The sequence below is a fragment of the Thermocrispum agreste DSM 44070 genome, assembly GCF_000427905.1.
GTDB lineage: Bacteria > Actinomycetota > Actinomycetes > Mycobacteriales > Pseudonocardiaceae > Thermocrispum > Thermocrispum agreste.
Map to the genome: position 1 here is coordinate 33,935 of NZ_ATYX01000011.1, position 26,440 is coordinate 60,374.

At 68.0% G+C, this 26,440-nt stretch carries 24 protein-coding genes; 10 read left to right on the forward strand and 14 right to left on the reverse strand.

Annotated features, from left to right (window positions below; translation table 11 throughout):
• Positions 1–46: 46 nt before the first annotated feature.
• From gyrB to dnaN, 5 genes are all read right to left on the reverse strand, one after another.
• Entirely contained in the window at positions 47–2,008 is a 1,962-nt protein-coding gene (gene gyrB, locus YWY_RS0109425) for a DNA topoisomerase (ATP-hydrolyzing) subunit B (RefSeq protein ID WP_028847417.1), read from the reverse strand.
• 240 nt (positions 2,009–2,248) lie between these two features.
• Entirely contained in the window at positions 2,249–2,872 is a 624-nt protein-coding gene (locus tag YWY_RS0109430; RefSeq protein WP_084609143.1) for a DciA family protein, read from the reverse strand.
• Positions 2,873–2,960: 88 nt separating this feature from the next.
• Positions 2,961–4,142 (reverse strand): DNA replication/repair protein RecF, encoded by a 1,182-nt coding sequence (gene recF / locus YWY_RS0109435; RefSeq protein WP_028847419.1) that lies wholly within the window; start codon positions 4,140–4,142, stop codon positions 2,961–2,963.
• A gap of 33 nt (positions 4,143–4,175) precedes the next feature.
• Positions 4,176–5,129, reverse strand: a complete 954-nt coding sequence (gene gnd, locus YWY_RS0109440; RefSeq protein ID WP_281168981.1) for a phosphogluconate dehydrogenase (NAD(+)-dependent, decarboxylating) — start codon at positions 5,127–5,129, stop codon at positions 4,176–4,178.
• Entirely contained in the window at positions 5,126–6,259 is a 1,134-nt protein-coding gene (dnaN, locus tag YWY_RS0109445; RefSeq protein WP_028847421.1) for a DNA polymerase III subunit beta, read from the reverse strand. The genes gnd and dnaN overlap by 4 nt, the downstream gene beginning before the upstream one ends.
• A 1,491-nt stretch (positions 6,260–7,750) precedes the next feature.
• On the opposite strand from dnaN, the gene YWY_RS0109450 reads away from it, so the two are divergent.
• On the forward strand, positions 7,751–8,374 hold the full coding sequence (locus YWY_RS0109450; RefSeq protein ID WP_028847422.1) for a CGNR zinc finger domain-containing protein: 624 nt from the start codon (positions 7,751–7,753) through the stop codon (positions 8,372–8,374).
• Positions 8,375–8,612: 238 nt separating this feature from the next.
• On the opposite strand, the gene dnaA is transcribed toward YWY_RS0109450, so the two are convergent.
• Positions 8,613–10,169 (reverse strand): chromosomal replication initiator protein DnaA, encoded by a 1,557-nt coding sequence (dnaA, locus tag YWY_RS0109455; RefSeq protein WP_245566616.1) that lies wholly within the window; start codon positions 10,167–10,169, stop codon positions 8,613–8,615.
• A gap of 490 nt (positions 10,170–10,659) precedes the next feature.
• Between dnaA and rpmH the strand changes: the two genes are divergently transcribed.
• From rpmH to YWY_RS0109485, 8 genes are all read left to right on the forward strand, one after another.
• The gene (rpmH, locus tag YWY_RS23675; protein ID WP_084609144.1) at positions 10,660–10,803 is read left to right on the forward strand and encodes a 50S ribosomal protein L34; all 144 of its coding nucleotides are present in this window, start codon (positions 10,660–10,662) and stop codon (positions 10,801–10,803) included.
• A gap of 22 nt (positions 10,804–10,825) precedes the next feature.
• Positions 10,826–11,179 carry a ribonuclease P protein component gene (rnpA, locus tag YWY_RS0109460; RefSeq protein WP_028847424.1) on the forward strand — a complete coding sequence of 118 codons (354 nt, stop codon included), beginning with the start codon at positions 10,826–10,828 and terminating at the stop codon, positions 11,177–11,179.
• Positions 11,180–11,187: 8 nt separating this feature from the next.
• Positions 11,188–11,553: a membrane protein insertion efficiency factor YidD gene (gene yidD, locus YWY_RS23680; protein WP_084609152.1), complete on the forward strand. Its 366-nt coding sequence runs from the start codon at positions 11,188–11,190 to the stop codon at positions 11,551–11,553.
• A 5-nt stretch (positions 11,554–11,558) separates the two neighbouring features.
• Positions 11,559–12,623 (forward strand): membrane protein insertase YidC, encoded by a 1,065-nt coding sequence (yidC, locus tag YWY_RS21130; RefSeq protein ID WP_038044906.1) that lies wholly within the window; start codon positions 11,559–11,561, stop codon positions 12,621–12,623.
• A gap of 57 nt (positions 12,624–12,680) precedes the next feature.
• Positions 12,681–13,253: a Jag family protein gene (locus YWY_RS0109470; protein WP_028847425.1), complete on the forward strand. Its 573-nt coding sequence runs from the start codon at positions 12,681–12,683 to the stop codon at positions 13,251–13,253.
• A gap of 302 nt (positions 13,254–13,555) precedes the next feature.
• Complete coding sequence (gene rsmG, locus YWY_RS0109475; protein WP_245566628.1) at positions 13,556–14,197, forward strand: 16S rRNA (guanine(527)-N(7))-methyltransferase RsmG; 642 nt, start codon at positions 13,556–13,558, stop codon at positions 14,195–14,197.
• A 508-nt stretch (positions 14,198–14,705) separates the two neighbouring features.
• Positions 14,706–15,788, forward strand: coding sequence for a ParA family protein (locus tag YWY_RS21135; protein ID WP_425426124.1), 1,083 nt, complete (start codon positions 14,706–14,708; stop codon positions 15,786–15,788).
• Positions 15,785–16,747, forward strand: coding sequence for a ParB/RepB/Spo0J family partition protein (locus tag YWY_RS0109485; protein WP_028847427.1), 963 nt, complete (start codon positions 15,785–15,787; stop codon positions 16,745–16,747). The genes YWY_RS21135 and YWY_RS0109485 overlap by 4 nt, the downstream gene beginning before the upstream one ends.
• 33 nt (positions 16,748–16,780) lie before the next feature.
• Here the strand turns inward: YWY_RS0109485 and YWY_RS0109490 are convergent, their stop codons facing one another.
• Together YWY_RS0109490 and YWY_RS0109495 are read right to left on the reverse strand one after the other, a co-directional pair.
• The gene (locus YWY_RS0109490; RefSeq protein ID WP_028847428.1) at positions 16,781–17,749 is read right to left on the reverse strand and encodes a D-alanine--D-alanine ligase family protein; all 969 of its coding nucleotides are present in this window, start codon (positions 17,747–17,749) and stop codon (positions 16,781–16,783) included.
• Positions 17,750–17,821: 72 nt separating this feature from the next.
• A complete protein-coding gene (locus tag YWY_RS0109495) occupies positions 17,822–19,141 on the reverse strand; it encodes an aminotransferase-like domain-containing protein (protein ID WP_028847429.1) in 1,320 nt (439 codons plus the stop codon).
• A gap of 206 nt (positions 19,142–19,347) precedes the next feature.
• Here YWY_RS0109495 and YWY_RS0109500 point away from each other — a divergent pair, with 206 nt between their 5' ends.
• Positions 19,348–19,992: a GNAT family N-acetyltransferase gene (locus tag YWY_RS0109500; protein ID WP_028847430.1), complete on the forward strand. Its 645-nt coding sequence runs from the start codon at positions 19,348–19,350 to the stop codon at positions 19,990–19,992.
• Between the two features lie 260 nt (positions 19,993–20,252).
• Here YWY_RS0109500 and YWY_RS0109505 read toward each other — a convergent pair whose 3' ends face one another.
• From YWY_RS0109505 to YWY_RS0109530, 6 genes are all read right to left on the reverse strand, one after another.
• On the reverse strand, positions 20,253–21,392 hold the full coding sequence (locus tag YWY_RS0109505) for an N-acetylmuramoyl-L-alanine amidase (RefSeq protein ID WP_028847431.1): 1,140 nt from the start codon (positions 21,390–21,392) through the stop codon (positions 20,253–20,255).
• A 224-nt stretch (positions 21,393–21,616) separates the two neighbouring features.
• Complete coding sequence (gene trxA / locus YWY_RS0109510; RefSeq protein WP_028847432.1) at positions 21,617–21,946, reverse strand: thioredoxin; 330 nt, start codon at positions 21,944–21,946, stop codon at positions 21,617–21,619.
• Between the two features lie 50 nt (positions 21,947–21,996).
• Positions 21,997–22,989, reverse strand: a complete 993-nt coding sequence (gene trxB, locus YWY_RS0109515) for a thioredoxin-disulfide reductase (protein WP_028847433.1) — start codon at positions 22,987–22,989, stop codon at positions 21,997–21,999.
• Between the two features lie 299 nt (positions 22,990–23,288).
• Positions 23,289–24,131, reverse strand: a complete 843-nt coding sequence (locus YWY_RS0109520) for a hypothetical protein (protein WP_028847434.1) — start codon at positions 24,129–24,131, stop codon at positions 23,289–23,291.
• Positions 24,128–24,784, reverse strand: a complete 657-nt coding sequence (gene sigM, locus YWY_RS0109525) for an RNA polymerase sigma factor SigM (protein WP_028847435.1) — start codon at positions 24,782–24,784, stop codon at positions 24,128–24,130. The genes YWY_RS0109520 and sigM overlap by 4 nt, the downstream gene beginning before the upstream one ends.
• Before the next feature lie 43 nt (positions 24,785–24,827).
• Positions 24,828–26,414 carry a protein kinase family protein gene (locus tag YWY_RS0109530; protein ID WP_051310101.1) on the reverse strand — a complete coding sequence of 529 codons (1,587 nt, stop codon included), beginning with the start codon at positions 26,412–26,414 and terminating at the stop codon, positions 24,828–24,830.
• Between the last annotated feature and the right edge of the window lie 26 nt (positions 26,415–26,440).

The window sequence follows — 26,440 nt, forward strand, 5'->3', positions numbered from 1 at the left end:
GAAAACGTTCCTTTGTGTCCAGTGATGCGCACGTCAGGCGGCTGGGTCAGATGTCGAGCAGTCCGGCTTCGCGGGCATTGCGAGTGATGAAGGCGCGTCGCGACTCCACGTCGTCGCCCATCAGCACGCTGAACAGCTCGTCGGCGGTGGCCGCGTCGTCCAGCGTCACCTGCAACAGGATGCGGTTGGCCGGGTCCATGGTGGTTTCCCACAGCTCGTCGGCGTTCATCTCGCCGAGACCCTTGTACCGCTGGATGCCGTCGTCCTTGTTGATCTTCTTGCCGGCCGCCAGGCCGCGCTCGAGCAGGCCGTCCCGCTCCCGGTCGGAGTAGGCGTACTCCGGCTCGGCCCGTTGCCACTTGATCTTGTACAGCGGCGGCTGCGCCAGGTACACGTGCCCGTGCTCGATCAGCGGCGTCATGAACCGGAACAACAAGGTGAGCAGCAGCGTGGTGATGTGCTTGCCGTCGACGTCCGCGTCGGCCATCAGCACGATCTTGTGATAGCGCAGCTTGCTGATGTCGAACTCTTCGTGGATGCCGGTGCCCAGCGCGGTGATCAGCGACTGCACCTCGGCGTTCTTCAGCACCTTGTCGATGCGGGCCTTCTCGACGTTGATGATCTTGCCGCGGATCGGCAGGATCGCCTGGTAGCGGGAGTCCCGCCCCTCCTTGGCCGAGCCACCGGCCGAGTCGCCCTCCACGATGTAGAGCTCGCACTCCTCCGGGTTGGTGGACCGGCAGTCCTTCAGCTTGCCCGGCAGGCCGCCGATGTCCAGCGCGCCCTTGCGGCGGACCAGCTCGCGCGCCTTGCGCGCGGCCAGCCTGGCCTGGGCGCTGGAGATCGCCTTGGAGATGATCAGCTTGGCCTCGCTGGGGTTGCGCTCGAACCAGTCCGCCAGCCACTCGTTGGTGGTGGTCTGGACGAACGACTTGGCCTCCGAGTTGCCCAGCTTCGTCTTGGTCTGCCCCTCGAACTGCGGCTCGGCCAGCTTGACCGACACGATCGCCGCCAGCCCCTCCCGGACGTCGTCGCCGGTGAGGTTGGCGTCCTTGTCCTTCAGCAGCTTCTTGTCCCTGGCATAGGCGTTGACCACCCTGGTCAGCGCCGCGCGGAAGCCTTCCTCGTGGGTGCCGCCCTCGTGGGTGTTGATCGTGTTGGCGAACGTGTACACCGACGGCGTGTAGCCGGTGTTCCACTGCATGGCCACCTCGACCTGCATGCCGTCGCCCTTGGCCTCGAACGAGATGACCTTGTCGTGCACGGTGTCCCGGCTGGCGTTGATGTGCTTGACGAAGTCCACCAGGCCGCCCGGGTAGTAGTAGGTGCGCTCGGTGAGCGCGGCCTCCTCGCCTTCGGCGTCCTCGGCGTCCTCCTGCTTGCGCTCGTCCCGCAGCACCATGGTCAGCCCCTTGTTGAGGAACGCCATCTCCTGCAGCCTGCGGGCGACCGTCTCGGTGTTGAAGTACGTCGTCTCGAAGATGGTCTCGTCCGGCCAGAACGACAGGATGGTGCCGGTGCGGTCGGTGGTGCCTTCCTTCTGCAGCGGGCCGGGCTCGGAGTTGACATATTTCTGTGTCCAGATCACGCCGCCGCGGTGGATCTCCACCTCCAGGCGCTTGGACAGGGCGTTCACCACCGACACGCCGACGCCGTGCAAACCGCCGGACACCGCGTACGACTTGCTGTCGAACTTGCCGCCGGCGTGCAGCACCGTCAGTGCGACCTCGACGCCCGGCTTCTTCATCGTCGGGTGCTCGTCGACCGGGAAACCCCGGCCGTCGTCCTCCACACGGACGCCACCGTCGGCCAGCAGTGTGACCTCGACCCGGGTGGCGTACCCGGCCATCGCCTCGTCGACCGCGTTGTCGACGACCTCCCAAATCAAGTGGTGCAGGCCGCGTTCACCGGTAGAGCCGATGTACATGCCGGGCCGCTTGCGGACGGCCTCGAGGCCTTCCAGGACGGTGATGGACGATGCGCTGTACTCGTTCTTCTTGGCTGCCACCTGCTCCGGTGTCTCCCTGGGTCGTCGCCGCAGCGGTGAACGCGGCGGAATGTTCACGGGCGCGGGTCATCGCACGCAAGCGCCCGACGCACTACTGCAAGTCTACTTGCCTGCTTATGCGAACGGGCGGCAAGGACACCCCTCACGGCGTCACAGAGCGCCGAATTCGACCCAGGACGGGAGGGAACCGCACCCCTGGCTCCACTCGCGGCGTACGGGGCCCTGGCCCACGTTCGGCGATCAGCCGTAGGTGTCCCTGGGCCCGCGCCCGGCGATGTATCTGCGGCCGTGCCGCCAATCCGGCCGGACCGGCCCGTTGATCCGGATCCGCTTGACCACCCCGGCGCCGACGCCCGCGGCGATCTTGCCGATGAGCTGGCCTTGCAGCAGCCGCAGCTGGGTGGCCCATGCCGTCGAGTCCGCCTGCACGGTCAGTTCGCCGTTGCGCAGCGACACCGGCCGGGCGTGTTCGGCGATCTCCGCGCCGACCAGGCTGGCCCATTCGCCGAACACCGTGCCGTTGGCCAGCCGGGACCGCCAGCCGCGCTCCCTGGTCAGCCGTTCCAGCACCCGGCCGAGCGGCTGGGGGTCGCGATCGTCGGGCCCCGGGCCGGACCATCTCCGGCGCCTGCTGCGCAGCTCGCGGGGGCTGACCCCGGGCGGCCGCCAGCCCGGCCGTTGCGCACCACGCCGCCCCGCGGCCTGCCGCGCCGCGTCCAGCGCCGCGAACGCCAGATCCCGGCCGGAAGCACCCGCGTTCTGTGGCTTGTTGCCTGTGGATAGTTCACCCCCGGCAGGGGGAGAAGGTCGCTCTCCGCGTTCGAAATTGGCCGACGAGGCGGGGCGAGACCTCGAGTTATCCACACTATCCACAGTTTTATCCCCAGGCGGGTGACCCTGATTCTCCCCAGGTGTCACCCCGGGTAGCCCGGTCGGCCGAGCGTCGTGCGGCTCATGTTTCACGGGAAACCTCCCCCTCGGCGACACGGAATCGGGTACCCGTCAGCTTGCTCGGCACGTCCTCGTCGACCGCTGCGGTGATCAGCACCTGCTCGGCCTGCGCGGCGACCTCGGCCAGCCGGGCACGCCGATCGCGGTCGAGCTCGGCGAAGACGTCGTCCAGCATCAGCACCGGTTCGCCCGCCTCCGCACGCAACAGTTCATAGGCGCCGAGCCGGAGTGCCAACGCCAGCGACCACGATTCGCCATGGCTGGCATAACCACGCGCCGGCGCTTCACCGAGCCGCAACTCGAGTTCGTCGCGGTGCGGGCCGACGGTGCTGACGCCCCGTTCCAAGTCGACGTCGCGCGCCCGCCCGAGCGCATCGAGCAGGACGTCGCGCAGCTGCGCGACTCCCGGTTCGTTGTCGGCCTCCCGGCCTTCCGGCATGCCGAATCCTTCCGGCAGCGCGTCACCGAGGCTCGATCGGTAGACGAGTGACGCTTCCCGGCCCACCGCCGCAGATCCCGCCACCGCGGAGTACGCGGCGACGGCGTGCGGGGTGAGCGCAGCGATCAGATCCAGCCGGCCGGCCAGAAGACGGGCTCCCGCATCCGCCAGCTGCGCGTCCCACACATCCAGCGTGCTGAGCGCGTACGGGTCTTCGCGTCCGCTCCTGCCGCGCTTACCCGCGGTCTTCAACAGGGCGTTGCGCTGCCGCAAGGCCTTGTCGTAGTCGGCTCGCACGCCGGCGAACCGCGGGGCACGCTGCACCAGCAGCTCGTCGAGGAACCGGCGCCGCTCGGCCGGGTCACCCTTGACCAGCGCCAGGTCCTCCGGCGCGAACAGCACCGTGCGCAAGATTCCCAGCACCGACCGCGGCGGGCCGGGCTGGCCGCGGTTGACCCGTGCCCGATTGGCCCGGCCTGCGTTGATCTCCAGTTCGACGGTCAGCTCACGGTCGCCGTTGACCACCGCGGCCCGCACGATCGCCCGGTCGCACCCCTGCCTGATCAGTGGAGCGTCGGTGGCCACCCGATGCGATCCGAGGGTGGCCAAATAGCCGACCGCCTCCAGCAGGTTGGTCTTGCCGCGCCCGTTGCGGCCGACCAGCACCGTGGCACCCGGGGTGAGCGCCAGGTCGGCGTGCTTCCACGACCGAAAGTCCTCGACCTGCAGGTGTCTGAGATACATCGGCTCAGCAGGCTCCGTGCCCCGCGCCCGGCGTCACTCCCCCGCTTTGCTGACGGCGTGCCCGCCGAACTGGTTGCGCAACGCCGCGACCGCCTTCATGGCGGGCGAATCGTCCTGCCGCGAGGCGAACCGGGCGAACAGCGCGGCCGAGATCACCGGTGCGGGCACCGCGTGGTTGATCGCCTCCTCGACCGTCCAGCGACCTTCGCCGGAGTCGTTGACGTACCCCTTCAGCTGCGCCAGCTCCGGGTCCTCCTCCAGCGCCCTGACCAGCAGGTCGAGCAGCCACGATCGCACCACCGTGCCGCGTTTCCACGCCTTGAGCACCCCCGGCACGTCGGTGACCAGGTCGGCCGCGCGCAGCAGTTCGTAGCCCTCGGCGTAGGCCTGCATCAGGCCGTACTCGATGCCGTTGTGCACCATCTTGGCGAAGTGGCCCGCGCCGACGCCGCCGGCGTGCACGAACCCTTCCTCGCGCGGCCCCTCCGGGCGCAGCGCGTCGAAGATCGGCATCGCGCGCTCGACGTCCTCGGGCAGGCCGCCGACCATCAGGGCGTAGCCGTTCTTCTCACCCCAGATGCCCCCGGAGACGCCCGCGTCGATGTAGCCGACGCCTCCTGCGGCCAGCTTCTCGGCGTGCGCCGCATCGTCGGTGAACCGGGAGTTGCCGCCCTCGATGACCAGGTCGCCCTCGTCCAGCAGATCAGCCAGCTCGGCGATCGTCTGGCGGGTGGCGTCCCCGGCGGGAACCATCACCCACACGAACCGCGGCCGGTCCAGCGACGCCACCAGGTCCGCCAGCGACGAGGTGTCCGACACCGACTGATCGCGGTCGTAGCCGATGACCTGATGCCCGGCGGCTTCCAGCCGCGCACGCATCCCGGAACCCATCTTGCCGAGGCCGATCATGCCCAGCTGCACCATGTGAACCTCCGTTCGTGGCCGGTCAGCCCCGACCCTAGCCCGGCGGTGGCGGACGCCGGTCAGCCCGGCAGGCGAACCGGCATCAGCAGGTACAAGTACCCGGCGGCGACTTTGCCCTCGTCGTCCAGCGGCTTGATCAACGCCGGACGGTTCGGCGTGGTGAAGGTGAGCTCGGCCTGGTCGGTCGGCAGCGCGGTCAGGCCGTCGAGCAGGTAGTTCGGGTTGAACGCGATCACCACCGGCTCGCCTTCGTAGGTCACCGGCAGCTCTTCCTCGGCCGAGCCCTCGTCGTCCCCGCCCGCGGCGAGTCGCAACGACCCCTCGGTGAACTCCAGCCGCACCTGGGTGCCGCGCTCGGCGACCAGTGACACGCGCCGGATCGCCTCGGTGACCGCGGGCACGTCCAGCACGGCACGCGAGGTGTACTGCGAAGGCAGCAGCTTGCGATACGGCGGGAACTCGGCGTCCAGCAGCCGGGTCGTGGTGTGCCGGTCCGGGCCGGACAGCCCGAGCATGCCCTCGCCGCTGGACAGCCCGAGTCGCACGGTCGAACCCGCTGCGCCGAGCGACCGGGCCGCGTCGGCCAGGTTCTTCGCAGGCACCAGCACGGCCGCGCCGGTGACGCCGTCGGCCGGCTTCCAGGTGAACTCCTTCAGCGCCAGCCGGAACCGGTCGGTGGCGACCATGGTCAGCGTCTCGCCGGAGATCTCCAGCCGGATGCCGGTCAGCATCGGCAGCGTGTCGTCCTTGCCGGATGCGACCGCGACTTGCGCCACGGCCTCGCCGAACGCGTGCCCGTCGAGCTCGCCGACGAACTGTGGCTGGGCGGGCAGCTGCGGGTAGTCCTCCACCGGCATGGTGGGCAGGCTGAACCTGGCGTTGCCGCAGGTGATGCCGACCCGGGCGCCGTCGACGGTGATGTCCACCGGCTGGTCAGGCAGGGCTTTCGTGATGTCGGCCAGCAACCGGCCGGAGACCAGGACTTTCCCGCCCTCGGCGATGGTGGCCGACACGCTCACCGTCGCCGAGACCTCGTAGTCGAAGCCGGAGACGGTCAACGCTCCGTCGCCGTCGTCGCCACCTGCGTCGAGCAGCACACCACCAAGCACCGGGACGGACGGTCGAGTGGGCAGGCTCTTGGCTACCCAGGCAACGGCATCGGCGAGGTTGTCACGCTCGACGCGGATCTTCATGCGTCACCCTTTCCCGACAGCCGAGATCGCTCGGCGCAGCGGACGTCGTGCACGACAGGTGGCTCCCCTGCGAACGGCGCACCTTCCGCGCGGACCTTCAACGGTAGAACGTCCCGCCCACCCCCGTCACCTCGGCCCCCAAGCTGGAGTTCGGCGAAAGTTCAGAGGTTGTCCACAGAAAAGCGCGAGCGCTGCCAATCTTGGGATCTTTTCCCAATCGGAGAGAAATACCGTCGTAGTAGTAGGTGCTGTGGAAACTGTGGATAACTGACCATCACTGCACGTGAGAGGCCGTCACGGTCTGTGTATAGTCCCGGGGATGGATCCGTGGACAACTGGGCGCCACCGTGGACAACTTCGGGTTGTTCGCAGCTGTCCACCGTCGATCCACCGGTTCTCCACAGTTATCCACAGGGTTGTCCCCAGATGTGGGGTAGTTCGGTGGTGATGAGCCGAGTTCGCGGGCGTGGCCTGGGTGCCGATGGAAATCCCCCCAGGAGGTGAGGAGGACCACCCGGTGGCGTGTCGCCTTGCGCCGACCCGGCGGCGCACTTCGACGGGGAGGCTGCTTCGGGGGTGTCGGCTCTCGTCGATTGCGATCCGGTGCTGTCGGACGCTCTGTCGTGATCGGGCGCAGTCGCAGCGGTGGCACTTCGCGTCGACGACGACTGACGATGCGCGGGAGTCGGTGGCCCAGAGTGTCTCGGCGTGGCGGTCGTCCCGACGGCGAATGTGATCGGTGTCGGCACCCGAGTCCTGAGGGACGGGGCTGATCCGCGTTCGGACGTGGCGGGCGCCCCCGGGGATGTTGGTGTCCCTAGCCCACCGATGTTCGTCGCGTGTGCCGCCTTGCCACGTGCGCATGCTCGCCGCGCTGAATGCCATCAAGCCGATCGAGCCAGGCGCATCGGCCGCACTTCGCTTCGGCAGAAGTTCCACACGAGTTCTTCGGTTCGGTGGAAGTTCGGTGCCGGCGAAGTTCAGCAGGAGTCCGATCACGGTGGGGCGGCCGTCACTGGCTCATCGGGGCCTGGGGGTGGCCTGTCTGCGGAGGTCGGTGCCGTCCACGCACGCCCACCGTCTCGGCACTCGTGTCGTTGGCCGCTCGGTGGATAACGCCCGCCGGCGATCGACGAGTAACGCGCGCTGCCCCAGACGGCTGACGGTCGGTGGGGCCGGTGGCGACCGTTCACCCGGCTTCGTCACCGTCCGCTCGTTCGGCTGATGCGTCCGGTCTCACGGGTTCGATGCGCCCCGGTTCTCGGGAGTGCGGTGCGCCTCCGGTCTCTTGGGAGTGCGGTACGCCCCCGTCTGTCGGGTGAGCAGTGCGCCCCGGTCTGTCGGCTGAGCGGTGTGCCCCTGGTCTCTCGGGAATGGGTGCGAGCGACGGTGACCGTGCGGATCGTCCAGGGCTCGGCTGCAGAAGCCGTGTGCCGGCGACATCCGACGTAACTGGTTAAAGAGGTGTAAGAAACCGAATATAGTAGTTACATGAATCCAGGCGTCAGGATGGTCACCGGAGCGGATGGCCGGCGGTGGCTGTTCGATCCCGGCAGCTTGTGTCTCGAGTTGTTGCTGACCGGAGGCCCGGCTGGGTTCGCCGAGGGCGAATCGCTGCGGTCGCCCGCGGACTTCGTGCGCTGGCTGGCCGCGTCACGGCTGGCGCGCGTCTCGGCGATCGACCCTCGGGATGTGACCGTGCGGCCGTCCGAGCTGCGGCGGGTCAAGGAGCTGCGGGAGCTCGCATGGCGGGTGATGTCCACGCTCGCTCGACACGAGGCTCCGCGGCCGGAGCAGCTGGAGGCAATCAACGATTACGCGCGTGAAGCGGTGCATCTGGAGGTCGATCCCCACACGCTCGAACTGCGCTGGGCGCCCATGAGCGGCCAGCAAGTGTTGGGGGCGATTGCGCGCGACGCCATCGACGTCATTGGCGTCAGGGCGAGCCGGGTTCGCGAATGTCTGGGCGAGGATTGCTCGTTGCTGTTCTTGGACACGTCGCGTCCGGGCAATAGGCGGTGGTGCTCGATGCGACGCTGCGGAAACCGGCAGAAGGTCCGCGCGTTCCGCGAGCGGACGGGATCGCGTACGCGCCCTAGCGAAGGCTCGCGTTGACAACTGTGTAGACGCCGGCAACCGACCGGCGCGCACAGTATCTATATAAGGGTCACGTACAGCGCGTATATAGATACTGTGCGGAAGACGTCGCGTACCTCGCGAACGTGGCGACAGTACTGACAGTGCTTATAGGGGAGACAGTACTTATACAGGCGCGTGTACGTGGCGTCTTGATCGGCGCGCAACACGGGGCAGCCGATGCTCGTGAAGTCCGAGATGCAAGCGAGGCCCGCGTCTACTGGCGGGCGCGCTGCTTGATACGGCTGGTCAGCTCCTGCACCTGGTCGTAGATGCGACGACGCTCGGCCATTTCCTTACGGATCTTCTTCTCCGCATACATGACCGTGGTGTGGTCGCGGCCACCGAAGGCCTGTCCGATCCGCGGCAGCGACATGTCGGTCAGTTCCCGGCACAGGTACATCGAGATCTGCCGCGCGGTGGCCAGCGCCTTGGTCTTTCCCGGGCCGCACAGGTCGTCGATGCTGACGTCGAAGTACTCGGCGGTGACCCCCATGATCGTGGCCGCGGTGATCTCCGGCGCCTGGGAATCCGGGATCAGGTCGCGGAGCACGATTTCCGCCAGGTTGACGTCGACCGGCTGCTGGTTCAGCGACGCGAACGCGGTCACCCGGATCAGCGCGCCTTCCAGTTCCCGGATGTTGGCCTCGATGCGGGTGGCGATGAACTCGAGCACCTCGCCGGGGACGTCCAGCCGGTCCTGTGCGGCCTTCTTGCGCAGAATCGCGATCCGGGTTTCCAGCTCGGGCGGCTGGATGTCGGTGATCAGGCCCCACTCGAACCGGGTGCGCAACCGGTCCTCCAGCGTCTCCAGCCGCTTCGGCGGCCGGTCGGAGGAGACCACGATCTGCTTGTTGGCGTTGTGCAGGGTGTTGAAGGTGTGGAAGAACTCCTCCTGGGTTCCTTCCTTGCCTTCCAGGAACTGGATGTCGTCGACCAGCAGGATGTCGATGTCGCGGTACCGCCGCTGGAACGCGACCTTGCGGTCGTCACGCAGCGAGTTGATGAAGTCGTTGGTGAACTCCTCGGTGGAGACGTAGCGCACCCGCATCCCGGGGAACAACCGCTGGGCGTAGTGGCCTACCGCGTGCAACAGGTGCGTCTTGCCGAGCCCCGACTCCCCCCAGATGAACAGCGGGTTGTACGCGCGGGACGGGGCCTCGGCGACGGCGACCGCCGCAGCGTGCGCGAACCGGTTCGACGCCCCGATGACGAAGGTGTCGAACGTGTACTTCTCGTTCAGCTTCGTCTTGGACGTCTCCGGTTGCGCCGGGGCGGTGTAGGGCTGCCCGGCCACCGGACGGCCGGAGAACGACGGCCACATGTCGTGCACCGCCGCCAGCGCTTCGCCTTCTTCGTCGACTTCGGCGTTGTCCCCGTCGCCGACTTCCCCGTCGGCCGACGGTACCCCGATCGGTTCGGGGGCCGGGGGCCGGTAAGCTGATGCGCCGTTGCCGGGCGGCTGCGTCTCGGGCACCGACGGCACGGCGGAGGCCGCCTCGCCGGTTTCCATCGTGTCGACTTTCACCGCGAGCGAAACGGGCCCGCCGAGCCGGCGGGACAACGCGTCGGTGATCGGTTCGCGCAACACGCGTTCGATGGCGTCCTTGGCGAATTCGCTCGGTGCGGCGAGCAACGCGGTCCCGTCCAGCAGGCCGATCGGCCGGGTCACCCGCATCCAGGCGCGCTGCTGAGGGGACAGCGTCCCGGCGGACAGTTCCCGAACGACCTGCTCCCACACGACGCCCAGGTTGACCTGGTGCTCCGACGACACCTGTTCCGCTCCCATCCCCCGCCACGGCCGCATCGCGTGACCACGCTGCGGTCGGCTACGCTCTTCGCCGTGCTTCCACCCGGCGACCGGGTATCCACACGGTTATCCACAACTGTGCACTAACGTACGACGGCCCGCGTCAGGCCGTGCCGCCGCCCCGGCCTGACGCGTGCCCCGCTGACGCTGCCCGCGGGCGGCCCCCTGGTTGAGCGCTAGAAGGGGCACGCTAACAAGGCCGAGCCAGTGCCACAAGGTCCCGATAGGGGCAAGGATTTCATCCTATTCGGCGTGTCGCAGTTCGGCTGGCCGACGTTGCACCTGGAGCGGTTAAGTGGGGGCGGTTGGGTGAGGGGAGGAGGGCCTGCCGTACCCTCGTATGAGTCTCCCGTCGGCATCGGGCGGTGTTGGCATGCCCGGGTTACCGCCACAGAAGCGGTTCGCGTCGCCGGTTGGAGACAGCACAGACGACGACGATGCGGGAGAAACTGTCGTGGCCAAGGGTAAGCGTACCTTCCAGCCGAACAACCGTCGGCGCGCACGGAAGCACGGTTTCCGTCTGCGGATGCGCACGCGTGCGGGTCGGGCCATCATTTCCGCGCGCCGCCGCAAGGGCCGGGAGAGGCTGACGGCCTGACGGCCGCCGGCATGCCTCGACCGTGCTTCCCCGGTCGGCGCGGGTGCGCCGCAGCGCGGACTTCCAGATGATTCTGCGCCGCGGCGCCAAGGCCGGACGGCGGCGGCTCGTGGTGCACGCCGTGACGGGCCTGCCCGAGCAGCAGCCGCGGGCGGGGTTCGTGGTGAGCAAGGCGATCGGCAATTCGGTGGTCAGGCACCGGGTCGTTCGCCGGCTGCGGCATGTCGTCGCGGCGCGCTTGGGAACGTTGCCGCCGGGTTGCGCGTTGGTCGTGCGAGCACTGCCCCCAGCTTCCTCGGCCACGAGTGCCGAACTGGCGTCGGATTTCGACGCCGCGTTGCGCAAGCTTCGCCTGGTTCAGGGCGAGCGGAGATGACGGCGACCATGCAGGAATCGGATGTGGCGACCACCGAACGGTCGCCGTTGCCACGTCCGGGTCCGCTGGCGTTCGTTTTGTTGCTCCCGATCCACCTGTATCGCAAGACGATCGGTCCGCTCTTGCCGCCCAGCTGCCGCTTCTACCCCACGTGCAGTACGTATGCGGTGGAGGCGATCACCCGTCATGGTGCGTTCGCCGGTTTGTACCTGACGGTGCGCCGGTTGTTGCGCTGCCACCCGTGGCATCCGGGCGGAATCGACGAAGTTCCTGAGCGGTTCCGGTGGCGGGCACCTCGACCTGACAGTGATAGGCACGGAGAGTCGGCCGGGCCCGGCCGGCGACTCCGCCGCTACAGCACACCCCAGGAGTAACCGCAGTGTTCGACTATCTCCTCTACTACCCGGTCACCTTCATCCTGTGGATCTGGCACAAGGTGTTCGGGACGATCTTCGGCGAGGCCCAGGCGATCTCCTGGGTGCTGGGCATCGTCTTCCTGACCTTCACCGTGCGGGCGATTCTGTTCAAGCCCTTCGTCAGCCAGGTGCGGTCGATGAAGAAGATGCAGGAGTTCGCGCCGGAGATCAAGAAGATCCAGAAGCGCTACGCCAACGATCGCCAGCGGCAGGCGCTGGCGATGCAGAAGCTGCAGCGCGAACACGGCGTGAACCCACTGGGTGGCTGTCTGCCCATCCTGCTGCAGATCCCGGTCTTCATCGGTCTGAACCACGTGCTGCGGGCCTTCGCGGTGCACGCTGAGAAGGGCTGGGGGAACTACACGTTCAGCCCCGAGGCCACGCAGCAGTACATGCAGGCCGACCTGTTCGGCTCCAACCTCGGTCAGGCCATCTACAACACCGGCGTGATGGGGATGAGCGGCGACGGGTTCCACTCCCCCGCAGTCCCCGTTGCGATTCCGTTGATGGTGCTGGCGAGTGCGCTGACGCACCTGACCGCCCGTCACTCGGTCTCGCGCCAGAACCCGGCGAACGCCACGCAGCAGACAGCGGTCATGAACAAGCTGACGCTGTATGTCTTCCCCATCGGCCTGCTGGTGTTCGGTGCGTTCATCCCGATCGGTCTGTTGATCTACTTCCTCTCCAACAACGCGTGGACGTTGATGCAGCAGCGGATCGTCTACCGCCGCATCGACCGGGAGGAAGAGGAGAAGAAGAAGGCGGCGCTGGAGAAGCGCAGCGCGCTGGCTCCGAAGCCGGGTGCGCGGCCGATGCAGACCAAGAAGAAGGGCGCAGCGTCGTCGGCGGGCAAGGCGCCCAAGCCGGGTCAGAAGCCGGCCGCTCAGAAACCGGCCACTCAGAAGTCGAAGTCGGGTGGGCAGCCCGGCGGCGCGAACAACAAACCCTCCACGGCTCCCGGCAAGCCGTCCACCGCGTCGAGCGGGGCCGGTGCGGCGAAGAAGAAGCCCGGCCGCAAGCGGCGTTGATCAGCACCCAGGCATTCCGCGCGTGGTGAGCGCGCGAGCAACAGAAGGAGACCCATCATGTCTGAGACGGCGCAACACCCCTTGGGGGCGCATGGGGCGACGCCACCGGGGGTGTACGACACGGACCCCGTGGAAGTGATCGACGACGACTACGAGTCCGACACCGACGACCTGTTGGTGCGCGAGGGCGACATCGCGGGTGACTACCTGGAGCGCCTGCTCGATCTGCTGGACTACGACGGAGACATCGATCTGGATGTCGAGGCCGGGCGCGCTGTCGTCAGCATCGATGGTGGCAAGGATCTCGACAAGCTCGTCGGTCCCCGTGGTCAGGTACTGGAGGCGCTGCAGGAGCTGACCCGCCTCGCGGTCCAGCAGGTGACCGGTGTGCGCAGCCGCCTGATGTTGGACATCGCCGGCTGGCGGACGAACCGGCGGCGGGAGCTGCAGGAGCTCGGCCGGTCCGCGGCGGAGCAGGTGGCCAAGACCGGCAAGCCGATGAAGCTGCAGCCGATGACGCCGTTCGAGCGCAAGGTGGTGCACGACGCCGTTGCCGCAGTGGACGGCGTGACGAGCGAGAGCGAGGGCGAGGAGCCGCGTCGTCGTGTTGTGGTGATTCCCGAGAAGTGACATCGCCGACGGGCTGAGGGGTGCGATCGCTTCGGCGGTCGCACCCCTTCGCTGTGGGGAGACGTTTCACGTGAAACGGTGCTCGGGGTGTGCCGCCGGGGATCATCGGGTGGGTGTCGATGTGTGTCGCCCGGCGCTCGGGCCGGACCCGGTACCTCGTCGAGGAGCTCGTTTCACGTAAAACTGGCGTCGGTTGCCCGGGGTGATCGGCTGGCATTGGCTACGGATCGCACGAGATGGTGGGAGTTGTGGTGACCAAGGAACCCGACGGGCTCGTTGCGCCGCCGACCGTGGTGGCGGAGATGTTCGGTGAGAGCGTGGAGCGGTTGAACCGGTTCGTTGCCCTGCTTGCCGAGCAGGGTGTCGAGCGGGGGTTGATCGGGCCACGCGAGATCGAGCGCATCTGGGATCGTCACGTGCTCAATTCCGCCGTCGTGGGTGAACTCGTTCCCGAAGGCGCTCACGTCGTCGACGTCGGATCCGGTGGGGGCTTCCCCGGTGTGCCGCTCGCGCTGGCGCGTCCGGACATCTCGATCACCTTGCTGGAGTCGATGGCGCGGCGTGTGCAGTGGCTGGAGGAAGTCCTCGACGAGTTGTCACTGGAGAACGCTGACGTGCTGCGCGGCCGTGCGGAAGACAAGGCGGTTCGTGCTGAACTGGGTGCGGTGGACGTCGTGACGGCTCGCGCGGTGGCGCCGTTGGGGCGACTGGCGCAGTGGTGCCTGCCGTTGCTGCGCACCGGTGGCTTGTTGCTCGCCGTCAAGGGTGCGAGCGTTGCCGAGGAGATCGCGCGTGACGAGGCGATCGTGGAGAAGGCGGGCGGGGAAAGCATCGATGTCGTCCAGTGTGGTGTGGACGTTCTCGAAGTTCCTGCCACCGTCGTCGTGATCGAGGCTGCACCACGATCCGTGCGCTCGAGGAAGGGGCGCCGGCGTCGGCGATGAATCGGCGGCACTGCCGGGCTGGTGAATCGGCGGCGCTGCCGAGGTGACGTGAAAGCGGTTGCGTCCGTCCTCCGGCGCGAGGCATCCGTGCCATGCCCGCGGTCACGTTTCACGTGAAACAGTGGCCGGCTTGATGGTCGGTCTCTGTGCGTGCCTGATCGCGTGTCGCTGGACCTCCCCCGGACAGGTTCGGCGTCCTACTGGACGCGGCACATGGGACATCCTCCTGGTTGACCCCGTGATCGACCCGCTTGCCCGCTGTTCGGCGCTGGCTCGGGTCGGGATTGCGCCCTCCCTTTTTCGCGCCACCGTGATGCGTGGTCCAATCCTCAGGTTGGCGACCCCTCTGTCCGAGCACTGCGATGGTTCCCCGGGGTCACCGCATGGTGACGCGAGTGGTGTCATTAATGTCGTAATTCCCACCGTTTCCCGGGGAAGACCCTCAACCCGTGCGTCAGACCGGAGCGGCGCTGAAAAATTGACCGCTTCGCATGCGACCATTGACGCGATGGACGACGTACTGGGTCGAGGGAGCGATGGTGTGCCTATCCGTGACGAAGTGAGGGATGTTTCACGTGAAACCGGCGTACACAGTCCGGCCGCGGTCCCGGTCCCGTCGGACACCGATGTCAACACCAGCACCACGACCACAGGGGCCATTGGCGCCGGGGAGGTGCTACGCCCGGTGACCGGCACGTTTGCCGACCACAGCGGTGACTCCCCCGCGTGGACGCCGATCGCCGAAGAAGCGTTCACCGCTGCGCGGGTGCTGCACCCCAAGGAGAAGCTGCCTCGCCCCGTCCGCCGTCGCATCATGACGGTCGCGAATCAGAAGGGCGGGGTCGGGAAGACGACGAGCACGGTGAACCTCGCCGCCGCGCTCGCCCTGCACGGGCTGAAGGTTCTGGTCATCGACCTGGACCCGCAGGGCAACGCCAGTACCGCACTGGGGATCGAGCACCGATCCGGCACGCCGTCCGTGTACGAGATTCTCATCGGTGAGATCTCCCTGCTCGACGCGGTGAAGGCCAGCGACCAGTCTCCGAACCTGCTGTGTGTTCCGGCGACCATCGACCTTGCCGGCGCCGAGATCGAACTGGTCAGCATGGTGGCGCGCGAGTCGCGGCTGAAGGAGGCGCTCACCGAGCAGGCGTTGAACGAGCTGGGCGTCGACTACGTCTTCATCGACTGTCCGCCGTCGTTGGGCCTGCTGACCGTCAATGCGTTGGTCGCGGCCCAGGAAGTGCTGATCCCGATCCAGTGCGAGTACTACGCGCTGGAGGGTCTTGGGCAGCTGTTGAACAACATCGAGCTGGTTCGGGCACACCTCAACCCGTCGCTCTCGCTGACCACGATCTTGCTCACCATGTACGACGGTCGCACCAAACTCGCGGACCAGGTGGCCGAGGAGGTGCGCAGTCACTTCGGTGAGGTGGTGCTGCGGACGATCATTCCGCGGAGCGTGAAGGTCTCGGAGGCTCCGGGCTTCGGGCAGACGGTGCTGGCTTACGACCCCGGGTCGCGGGGCTCGATGAGCTACCTCGACGCGGCGCGTGAGCTGGCCGAGCGGGGTGCGAGGGAGAACCGATGAGCGCGGAACGTAAGGGCGGACTGGGACGAGGCCTGGCGGCTCTCATCCCGACCGGTGCGGCCGAATCGGTGCGTGAGAGCGGCAAGGCGAAAGGTGACTGGTTCGCCGCGAACGGCGCGGTGCGAGCCACGTCCGAGGTCGGCGGCGAAGTCGCCGGCGCGGTCTATCGTGAGGTACCGGTCGAATCGGTCACGCCGAACCCGCGCCAGCCGCGCCAGGTGTTCGACGAGGCCGCGCTGGCCGAGCTCGAGCACTCCATCCGCGAGTTCGGCCTGATGCAGCCGATCGTGGTGCGCCAGCTGGACGACGACAAGTTCGAGCTGGTGATGGGCGAGCGCCGGCTGCGAGCCGCGCAGCGGGCCGGTTTGGAGAAGATCCCGGCCATCGTGCGCCAGACGTCCGATGACGCAATGTTGCGTGACGCGTTGTTGGAGAACATTCACCGGGTCCAGCTGAACCCGCTGGAGGAAGCGGCGGCGTACCAGCAGCTGCTGGAGGAGTTCAACGTCACGCACGACGAGCTGGCTCACCGGCTCGGCCGGAGCCGTCCGGTCATCACCAACACCATTCGGTTGCTGCGCCTGCCGTTGCCGGTGCAGCGGCGCGTGGCCGCCGGTGTGTTGTCGGCGGGTCACGCCCGTGCCCTGCTGGCGCTGGACGATCCGGAGAAGCAGGAAGAGCTCGCGGCGCGCATCGTGGCCGAGGGGCTGTCGGTGCGGGCGACCGAGGAAGCGGTCACCCTGGCCCGCAGCGAGAAGCCGTCGGCCAAGCGCAAGTCGTCACCGCGCAAGCCGCTGCATGCCCCCGGGCTGCAGGAGCTGGCCGAGCGGATGTCGGACAAGTTCGACACCCGGGTGAAGGTGGACTTGGGCAAGCGGAAGGGCCGGATCGTCGTCGAGTTCGGGTCGATCGACGACCTGGAACGGATCGTCGGACTGATGAATCTCGACGACAAATGACACGCGTGCTATTTCGTCACGTGACGGACGATCTCAGCCGGTGATGTCCTTGGTCGAGGCACGTGCGACGGCTCGCTCGATCAGTTCGGCGTAGATCTGGCCGAGCGAGCCGCCCGCCGCTTCGACAGCCATCGGAACGGTCGACGTCTCGGTCAAGCCCGGCGACAGGTTCACTTCGAGGAACTGGACGGTGCCGTCGGGTTGGACCACAGCGTCGGTGCGGGAAACGTCGCGCAATCCGAGGCGGCGATGAGCGGCGACCGCGAGCTCTTTCACCGCGGCCGCGGCTTCCGGGCTCAGCCGTGCGGGGGTGAAGAAGTCGGTCAGCCCCGCGGTGTAGCGGGCCGTGTAGTCGTAGATGCCCGATTCGGGCACGATCTCGACCGGCGGTAGGGCTTGGGGCTCACCGTCGCGTTCGACGACGGTGACCGCCACCTCTGTGCCCTCGATGTAGCGCTCGGCCAGCACGGTGTCGCCGTAGGCGAAGCAGCCGACCATGGCGGCCGGCAGTTCGGCGGCGTCGCGGACGACTTGGGCGCCGAGGGCGGATCCGCCCTGGTCCGGTTTGACGATCAGGGGCAGGCCGAGCCGGTCCACGATCGCGTCGAGGACGGCCTGCGCGCCGAGTTCACGGAACGTGCTGTGCGGCAGGACCACCCAGTCCGGGGTGTGGAAGCCGGCCTCGCGCAGTTCCGACTTGGCGATCGGCTTGTCCCACGCGCGGCGGCACGCCTGTGCTGTGGTGCCCACGTAGGGCACGTCGAGCAGTTCGAGCACTGCTTGGACCGAACCGTTCTCCCCTTCTCCGCCGTGCAGGGCCACCACGACGGCGTCCGGGCGCTGCTCGCGGAGGCGAGAGACGAGTTCCGCGTCGGTGTCCCATTCCTCGACGTGGATGCCTTCGGCTCTGAGCGCGGCCGACAGTCGCCGTCCTGATCTCAGCGACACGTCGCGCTCGTGCGAGAGGCCGCCAGCGAGCACGGCAACAGCACGGTCAGCCATCAGGCCACTACCCCTCTCGTCCCGAACAGTCCTTATGTGGACCGTGTGGTGCGATCTGCGTGATGTCAGCTGTCAGGCGGTGTCGGGTCCGGGAGTTTGCGGTCCGGACACGGGTCGCCGCTGGACCGTGCCGAACGTCTGCACGAGCTCCATCTCGGACTCGAGAACCGCTGCCAGCCTACGCACCCCTTCCTTGATGCGTTCGGGGGTCGGGTAGCAGTAGGACAGGCGCATCTGCCGGGAGCCGAAGCCGTCGGCGTAGAAGCCGGTTCCGGACGCGTAGGCGACGCGGGCGGTGACCGCGCGCGGCAGCATGGCTTTGGTGTCGATGCCTTCCGGGACCGTGACCCAGACGTAGAAGCCGCCCTCCGGCTCGGTCCAGGTGCAGCCTTGCGGCATGTGCTGAGCGAGGGCGGCCAGGATGGCGTCGCGTCGTTCCCGGTAGCTTTCCCGGAACTTCTTGATCTGGCCTTTCCAGTCGTGGGTGTCCAGGTACCGGCTGACGATGAGCTGGTTCAACGTCGGTGGGCACAGCGTGGCGGATTCGGCGGCCAGCACGAGCTTTTCCCGGATGCCGTGCGGGGCCAGTACCCAGCCGACCCGCAGCCCGGACGCGAACGTCTTGGAGAAGGAGCCGAGGTAGACCACGTTGTCCGGGTCGAGCGACCGCAGCGCCGGGTAGGTCTGGCCGTCGAAGCCGAGGAGGCCGTAGGGGTTGTCCTCGACGATGAGCACGTTGTGCTTGCGGCAGATCTCCACGATGCGTGACCTGCGCTCGACCGAGAGCGTCACGCCCGCCGGGTTGTGGAAGTTCGGGATCGTGTAGAGCAGCTTGGCCGGCCTGCCCTGGGCGGCGGCCGAGGTGAGCGCTTCTTCCAGCAGCTCGGGTACCAGACCGTCGTCGTCCATGGCGACGTGCACGACCCGGGCCTGGTACGCGGCGAACGAGCCGAGTGCTCCCACATACGACGGGCCCTCGGCGATGACGGTGTCGCCCGGGTCGCAGAACAGCCGCGTGATCATGTCCAGGCCCATTTGTGAGCCGACGGTCACCACGACGTCGTCCGGGTGGGCCTTGATGCCTTCCAAGGCCATGACCTCGCAGATTTGTTCCCGGAGCTTCGGTACGCCGTGCGCCGACCCGTATTGCAGGGCCACCAGGCCGTCCTGGGCGATGATGTCTTGCACCTGGCTGGCCAGGGATTCGAGTGGAAGCGCGGCGAGATTCGGCATGCCCCCGGCGAGTGAGACGACTTCCGGCCTGCTCGCCACCGCGAACAGCGCGCGGATTTCCGACGCGGTCATCCCCTCGGTGCGCGCGGCATAGCGCGCGAGGTGGGGGTCCAGGTTGTGGCGGGCTGGGTCGCCGGCCGCGGAGGGTTGCAGCACCATGGTCTGTCGAGTGTAAACGCCGATGTCGGGTGGGTCGTCAGGCTCGGGTCGGATGTCACAGAATGTCGCCCGGGCTACCCCGGGGTAGTCAGGCTCGTCGTGGGCCGCCTATCCTCGATCACGATCGTCGTGGGCCATTCGAGCGATCTGCCTCGAGTCGGCCCGTTTGCTTCTGGGGGGGGGCGCACACCGCTTTGGGAGGTTACGTGTCGCGGCAGGTCGTGGGCGTCACGCTGGACAATCTGGAGGACCTTCCGCGGCATTGCCGCAAGTGCGTGTACTGGGAAGTCGCCCCGCACCTGCGGAGTGAGGTCGAGCAGTTCGGCGAAACCGAGCTGGAGAAGGAAGCGTGGGTGTCCAGCGTGCTGCTGGAGTGGGGGTCGTGTGGGCGGTTGCTGTACAGCAACAAATTGCCGGTCGGGTTCGTCCTGTACGCGCCGCCGACGGTCGTGCCGCGCGCGGGTGCGTTCCCGACTTCTCCGGCGAGCCCGGATGCGGTGTTGTTGACCGCGTTTCACGTGCAACCGGAGTTCCGGGGTGGCGGGATCGGCCGTGTGCTGGTCCAGGAAGTGGCGAAGGACCTCACGCGGCGTGGCGTGCGTGCCATCGAAGCTTTCGGGGACGCGCGGCCGGACGAGCGTGACGAGGGTGAGCATCACTGCGTCGTGCCGGCGGAGTTCTTGTCGCGGGTCGGCTTCAAGACGGTGGCGCCGCATGCGCGTTGGCCGCGGCTTCGGCTGGAGCTGCGTGGGGGGATGCTGTGGAAAGAGGATGTGGAGGCCGCGTTGGAGCAGTTGCTCGGGCAGGTGTCGATCTCCACGGCTCAGTCCAGCGGGTTTGTGCGTCGGTGAGACGTCCGTCACACTGGGTTGATGGTCGTGCGCTCCGAGTGATCCACACGTTATCCACAGGATTTATCCACAGTTCTGGGAGTTATCCACAGGTGTGTGGATGACGCGCTTCTTTCCGTCCTCTCTAGGCTCGAGACGGGGTCGCCCCCCAGGGAGGGCGGGGGCTGCGAAGGATGGGGCTGCGAAGGGCGGAGAAGCCGTGCGTCGGCGGCCGGACGGCCGTGAAAGCAGGTGTGCCGTGGGCAGCGACGTTTTTCGGCCTACTGCTGCTTTGTCAGCTCATGCGCGAGGACGTCGGCGAACGTGAACGTCCCGGTTGGTTGGTCGTTCTCGCCCAGCAGGTACAGACGCTTCACCGCGACCAGGATTCCCTCGGCCACGATGTCCCGGAACGCCGGGTCGGACAGGCGCGCCCGGTCGCGCTCGTTGGTCAGGTAACCGATCTCCACCCTTACCGCCGGGCAGCGGGTCAGCCGCAGGATCTCCCACGTCTTCGGATGCGTCCGGCAGTCTTTGAAACCCGTGCGGGCCACCAGCTCGCGCTGGATGTAGCCGGCCAGAAGCTCACCGACGGTCGACGTCGTCCCGTTGCCGGTTCCGAAGTGGAACGTCGCCACTCCCTGAGCCTTCGGCGAGCTGTTCTGGTCGCAGTGCAACGACAAGAACAGGTCCGCGCCGGCGTCGTTGGCGAACTGGGCGCGCTCCGCGTCCGACGGGCTGTGGTGCGGGCCCCGGGAGATCAACGCCTCCATTCCGGTGGCCTTCATCCTGCCCTCGAGCCGCCGCGCCAGGTCCCACGCGATGTCGGCCTCGCGCAGCCCTGCCACCTGGACGCCAGGGTCGGCGCCGCCGTGCCCCGGGTCGATGACGATGCGCTTACCGCGCAAACGCGGGCCCGACTGACGCACCCGCTCCTGCTCCCGCAGCAGCACCGGGCGGCCGCCACGTGCCCGCGGTGACAGCTGATTCAACGCCCGGACCGTCGCCGCGCCGCAGATACCGTCCGGCACCAGGCCGTAGTCCCGCTGGAAGTTCCGCAGCGCGCGCTCGGTCGCCTTGCCGAAGATGCCGTCCGGGCGGCCGCTGTCGTAACCCAGCTCGGTCAGGCGCTCCTGCAACGCGAACACGTCATCGCCGTGTACGGGGGCGGACATCAAGTACGCCAGCGGCCGGCTGCCGAGGTGGAAGCTCGCTCCCCGGAGAGTCCGATACGTGGCCGGACCCACGACTCCATCGGTGATCAGTCCACGTTGCTGCTGAAACGTGCGAACCGCGTGTTCAACGGCATGGTCGAAAACGTCGCTGGACGAGCCGTCGTCGGCGAGCAGACCCTGCTTGACCAGCAGCGATCTGATCTCTGCGACGTCCGGGCCGCGATCACCGCGGCGGAGTACTCGCATGCACTCCTCGCACTTGTCTCGTCCTTCACTCAGCCGCCAGCATCACCCGGCGCAGGAATCCCCGGGATGGTTGGTCCCGGGGATCCCATTGTGCCCTGTGAACTGTCCGTAGGTACGAGTAGGTCGACGGTGTCGGCGGGGCTACCCGTTTGCATGCAGGTCCGCTCGGCAGGGTGCCACCGGCCGTAACGGGCCCGGTGACGGCTCGCTGACGAAGGCGTGAATCAGCCGATGACGTCGGCGAGATCCTGCAGCAGAGCCGGCTTCGGCTTCGCACCGACGATCTGCTTCACCGGCTGCCCGTCCTTGAACAGGATCAGCGTCGGAATCGACATGACCTGGTAGTCACGCGCGGTCGACGGGTTGGCGTCGGTGTCCAGCTTCGCGATCGTCAGCTTGTCCGAGTGCTCGGCGGCGATCTCCTCCAGCACGGGAGCGATCATCTTGCACGGACCGCACCAGTCGGCCCAGAAGTCCACCAGCACGGGCTTGTCGCTGCCCAGGACCTTGTCCTTGAACGTCGCGTCGGTCACCTCGATGGTCGATCCGGCCATCTCATCTCCTCGAATTGTTTTACGTGAAACGTTGCGGTCGTGTGGAGCGGTCAGGACGAGGCGCCGTAACCACCACCAACCAGTTCCGCGGCTTCCTGGGCCTGAGCGACGTCGCCGTGCTCGGCGAGCCATCGCTCGGCGTCGATGGCGGCGGCGCAGCCGGACCCCGCGGCCGTGATCGCCTGCCGATACGTGTGGTCGACCAGGTCACCGCACGCGAACACGCCGTCCAGAGTCGTGTAGCTGCTCCGGCCCTTGGTCAGGACGTAGCCCTGCTCGTCGAGATCGACCTGGCCACGCACCAGTTCGCTGCGCGGGTCGTGCCCGATCGCGACGAAGAACCCGGTCACGTCCAGCGTCGATTCCTCACCGGTGACCGTGTCCTGCACCTTCAGCCCGGTCACCTTGTCCTCGCCGAGTACCTCGGTGACCCGGGTGTTCAGCCGCCACCGGATCTTCTCGTTCGCACGCGCCCGCTCCAGCATGATCTTCGAGGCGCGGAACTCCTCACGACGGTGCACGATGGTCACCGAGCGGGCGAACTTGGTCAGGAACGTCGCCTCCTCCATGGCCGAGTCCCCGCCGCCCACGACGGCGATGTCCTGGTCACGGAAGAAGAACCCGTCACAGGTGGCACAGGACGAGACACCGCGGCCCAGCAGCTCCTGCTCGCCGGGGACGTGCAGGTAGCGCGGGGCCGCACCCATCGCCAGAATCACCGCCTTGGCGGCGTACCGCTGACCGTTCACCGTGGCGTACTTGATGTCGCCGGTCAGCTCCAGCTCCTCCACGTCCTCGGTACGTAGCTCGGCGCCGAACTTCTCCGCCTGCGCCCGCATCTGCTGCATCAGGTCCGGCCCCATGATGCCGTCCGGGAAGCCCGGATAGTTCTCCACGTCGGTGGTCGTCATCAGGGCACCACCGAACTGCGTGCCCTCGAACACCAGCGGCTCCAGCTGAGCCCGCGCCGCGTACAAGGCGGCGGTGTACCCAGCGGGCCCCGAACCCACGATGATCAGGTTCCGAACCTGTTCCGATGCCACACGAACCTCCGCTCGGCCCGCTCGCTCCTGTCAGCCGGCCATTGTCATCTATCGACCTCAACACGATCGTAGGCGGCGGTGTTCCCGCGCTGGGGCGGTGCGCGCCACACCCGCCCGAACGCACACGCCACAGCGACCCCGCGAACGGCACCGGCTGTTCAGATGACGGAACACCAGCCACCCGTACCGCTCGCGGTTCGCGGTGACCGTCATGTACGGGCAAAGAAAAAGGCCGCCGCAGCGGCCATGGGCAAAGGAAGGGGCCAGTAGCGAGCGGACCCGTGTCCGGGCCGCTCGCTCTATCGGCCGAACTCCTTGTCCAGGTACACCTCTCCGGGGTTGCTCCCACTGCAGTCCGGCGACACCGCGACGATGCGATACCGCGCCAGCTCACCGGTGGTCAACACCACGAGGACGGCGTCCTGGCCGTCCACCTTGCCAGGTTTCACCCCGATGGGCTGCCCCGTCACCGGGATGTCGTTGGCCTTCAGGCACGCCTCCAGCTGCTCCCGGCTGCCGAGCGGGCCGTAGTCCTGCACACCCTGGATGTCGCCGAACGCCGCGGCCGGGTTCCCCGGATCGACCACCACACCCTGGTTCGACGGCGCCCCCGTGTCGGGACTCCCCCCGGCCATCGGGCTACCGGTGGTCGTGGTCCCCGGGCTGATCAGTGCGATCGCGGCCACCGCCGCGGCCGCGGTCAGCAGCCCGGCGCTCCAGCCCATCACCCGGTTGCGCCGCCGACGAGCCGCGGCCAGATCCACCACCGGCGCCAGCCGCTCCTGCTCGGCGTGCGGCTGCTCGACCGCATCCGTTGCCGTGCTGCCCTGCTGTTCCGCTTGCTGCGACGACAGTGCCTGCTGGGACTGTCCGGCGCGGGCCGCCTCGGCTGCCAGTGCCGCGTCGATACGGGCGGCGACCTCGGCAGGCATCGGCGGGGCGGGAGCCTGCGCCAGGTCGGCGAGAGCCTCCTGCGTGCGGTCCAGCGCGGCCAGCACCGCCATCGCCTCCGGATCCTTGCGGACCAGTGGCCACAACCGTTCTGCCTGCGCTTCGTCGACGGCGCCAGCGTGCAGGTCGGCTAGCAGATCGACAGACCACGGTGGACCGCCCGGCCCCCCTGGCTTGCCCATCTCGGTCATCGTCCCTCCCTCTCGCGTGGCGCGTCCTGTCGGCTGCCACGTGCAGTGCCGGACGCGGCACCGCGCTTGCTATCGGAAATTGGGACGTTCGCATTTGCATCGGGGTTCCGCAGATGGCCCAGAACCTTTGCCAGTTTCGCGCGACCTCGCGCACACCGGCTCTTCACCGTGCCCTCCGCGATGCCCAGCATCTGCGCGGTCTCCGACACCGAGTACCCCTCGACGTCGACCAGCACGATCGGAATGCGCTGCTCCTCAGGCAACTGGCGCAACGCGTGCTCGATCAGCATCCTGGTTTCCCGCTGTGCCATCGAGTCACCGGGAGCCGCCGGCTCGCGGTACTCGTCGGTCTCCGGCAACGGCACGGTCGGTCGGGCCTGGCGCTTGCGAATCCGGTCCAGGCAGGCGTTCACCACGATCCGGTGCAACCACGTGCTGACCTGGGACTCCGCGCGGAAGTTGGCCGCGGCCCGGTAGGCGGAGATGAACGCGTCCTGCAACGCGTCCGCGGCTTCTTCCTGATCACGCATGGTGCGCAAGGCGACCGCCCACATCCGGTCCCGATGGCGCCGGACGATCTCGCTGAACGCATGCGGGTCCCCAGCCGCATGCGCGCGAATGAGGTCCTCATCCGTTGGTGCTGCTGCGGTCACTCGCCAGAGACTACCCGGCCCGTGCTCGTCCGTGCGCGGCTCGTCACGGCTGGGCAGCCGGGAAGAACTTCAGCTCGCCGATGCTGGTGGCGAACGCGCCCTCGTCCCCGCCGAGCTTGGTGATCCACACGATCACGTGCGACGTCTTCGTCGGCTTGGCCAAGGTCAACTCCACCTTGTCCCCGGACACCTCGGTCTCCTTGACCACCACCCGGGCGTCGTCCAGGAACGGGTTCGGATTGTCCGCCACCCGCACCTCGACCTTGCTGCCCTTGGTCGCCCGGTGGATCACCACCTTGGCCAGGTCGATCGGCTTGTCGAAGCTCACCGACAGGCCGACACCGGACTTCAGCGCGGGGAGCTGCTGCTTGTAGACGTCGGTCTTCCACAGCGTCGACGGGTCACCGTCGATCGCCTTCGGCGCCCGGTCGACCGAGTCCCCGGTGCCTTCCGGGTTGTAGACCTGGACCTGCGACGGGGTGACCGCGGCCGCGGCCACCTGCTTCTCCTTGTCCTTCTTGTCCTTCTGGCCTCTCTTGCCCGAGCTTTCCGCGACGTTGACCTCCGGGCCGGTGGCGCCGTCGTCGGTCTCGAAGAAGCTGATCAACGACAAGCCGACCCAGGCGATGATCGCCACCGCGGCCACCACCAGCAGCGTCGCGCCCAGCGCCACCTTCCGCCGGCGGGCCGGATCGTTGGTCGGACGCTGGGTCGTCCAGATCCCGCCGTCCGGATCCTGGTGGCTGTCCGGCGGCAGCTGACCGCTCTGGATCAGCTCGTCCCGCTCGGCCACCTCGGCGGCCTGCCGCAGCACCCGCAAGAACGCCGCACTGGTGCGGATACCGCCCTCGCCGCCGTCCGCCAACGTGTGCGTGGCCAGCGCCGACAGCTCCTGCGGCACCCAGGCGTTGATCGACCGCGGCGGAACCACCCGCCCGTTCGGCCCCTGCGGAGCGGGCTGCATGATCCCCGGCCCGCCGGGCAGCGGCCACCGAGCGGTCAGCAGCAGGTACAGCAGCGCACCGAGGGCGCGGACGTCGTGCCGTAACGTCGCCTGCGGCATCGGACCCGCAAAAGCCAGCCGCAGCACACCGTCCGGGCCCACCCGGATCCGCTGCGGATGATCGATGCCCAGGACAAGACCGTGGTTGTGCGCCTGCTCGACGGCGTCCACCAGCTGCTCCAGCATGCGGCACGCCGCCGCGGGCGTGACCGGGCCGTCGGCGATCACGTCGATCAGGTCGGTGCCCTTGCTCCACTCCGACACCACGATGCCGAGCAGCCCCTCCCCCGCGGAGATGCCGCTGCCGAGGCTGAGCACGTCCAGCACCCGCGCCACCGCCGGGTGGTTGAACTGCGCGGCATGCGCCGCCCGCTCGAGCGTGCGCCGCGCGGCACGAGCGGCCTCGGCGTCCGCCGGGTCCCCGACCAGCAAGGTCAGGGCGACGTCGCGGCGCAGCTGGCCGTCGCGAGCCCGCCAGAAATGCGCCCCCGCGCGCTGGTCGATGCCGAGCTGGGCGAGAAGGCGGTAACGGCCGTCACCGACGACGCCACCCGGCGCCAACGAACCGCTCCGGGTCCGAACGCTCGTCCCCGGCGCAGCTTCAACGTGCTCGGTCCGCCTGTTCACCCTCGCCGACTACCTCCCACACCTGC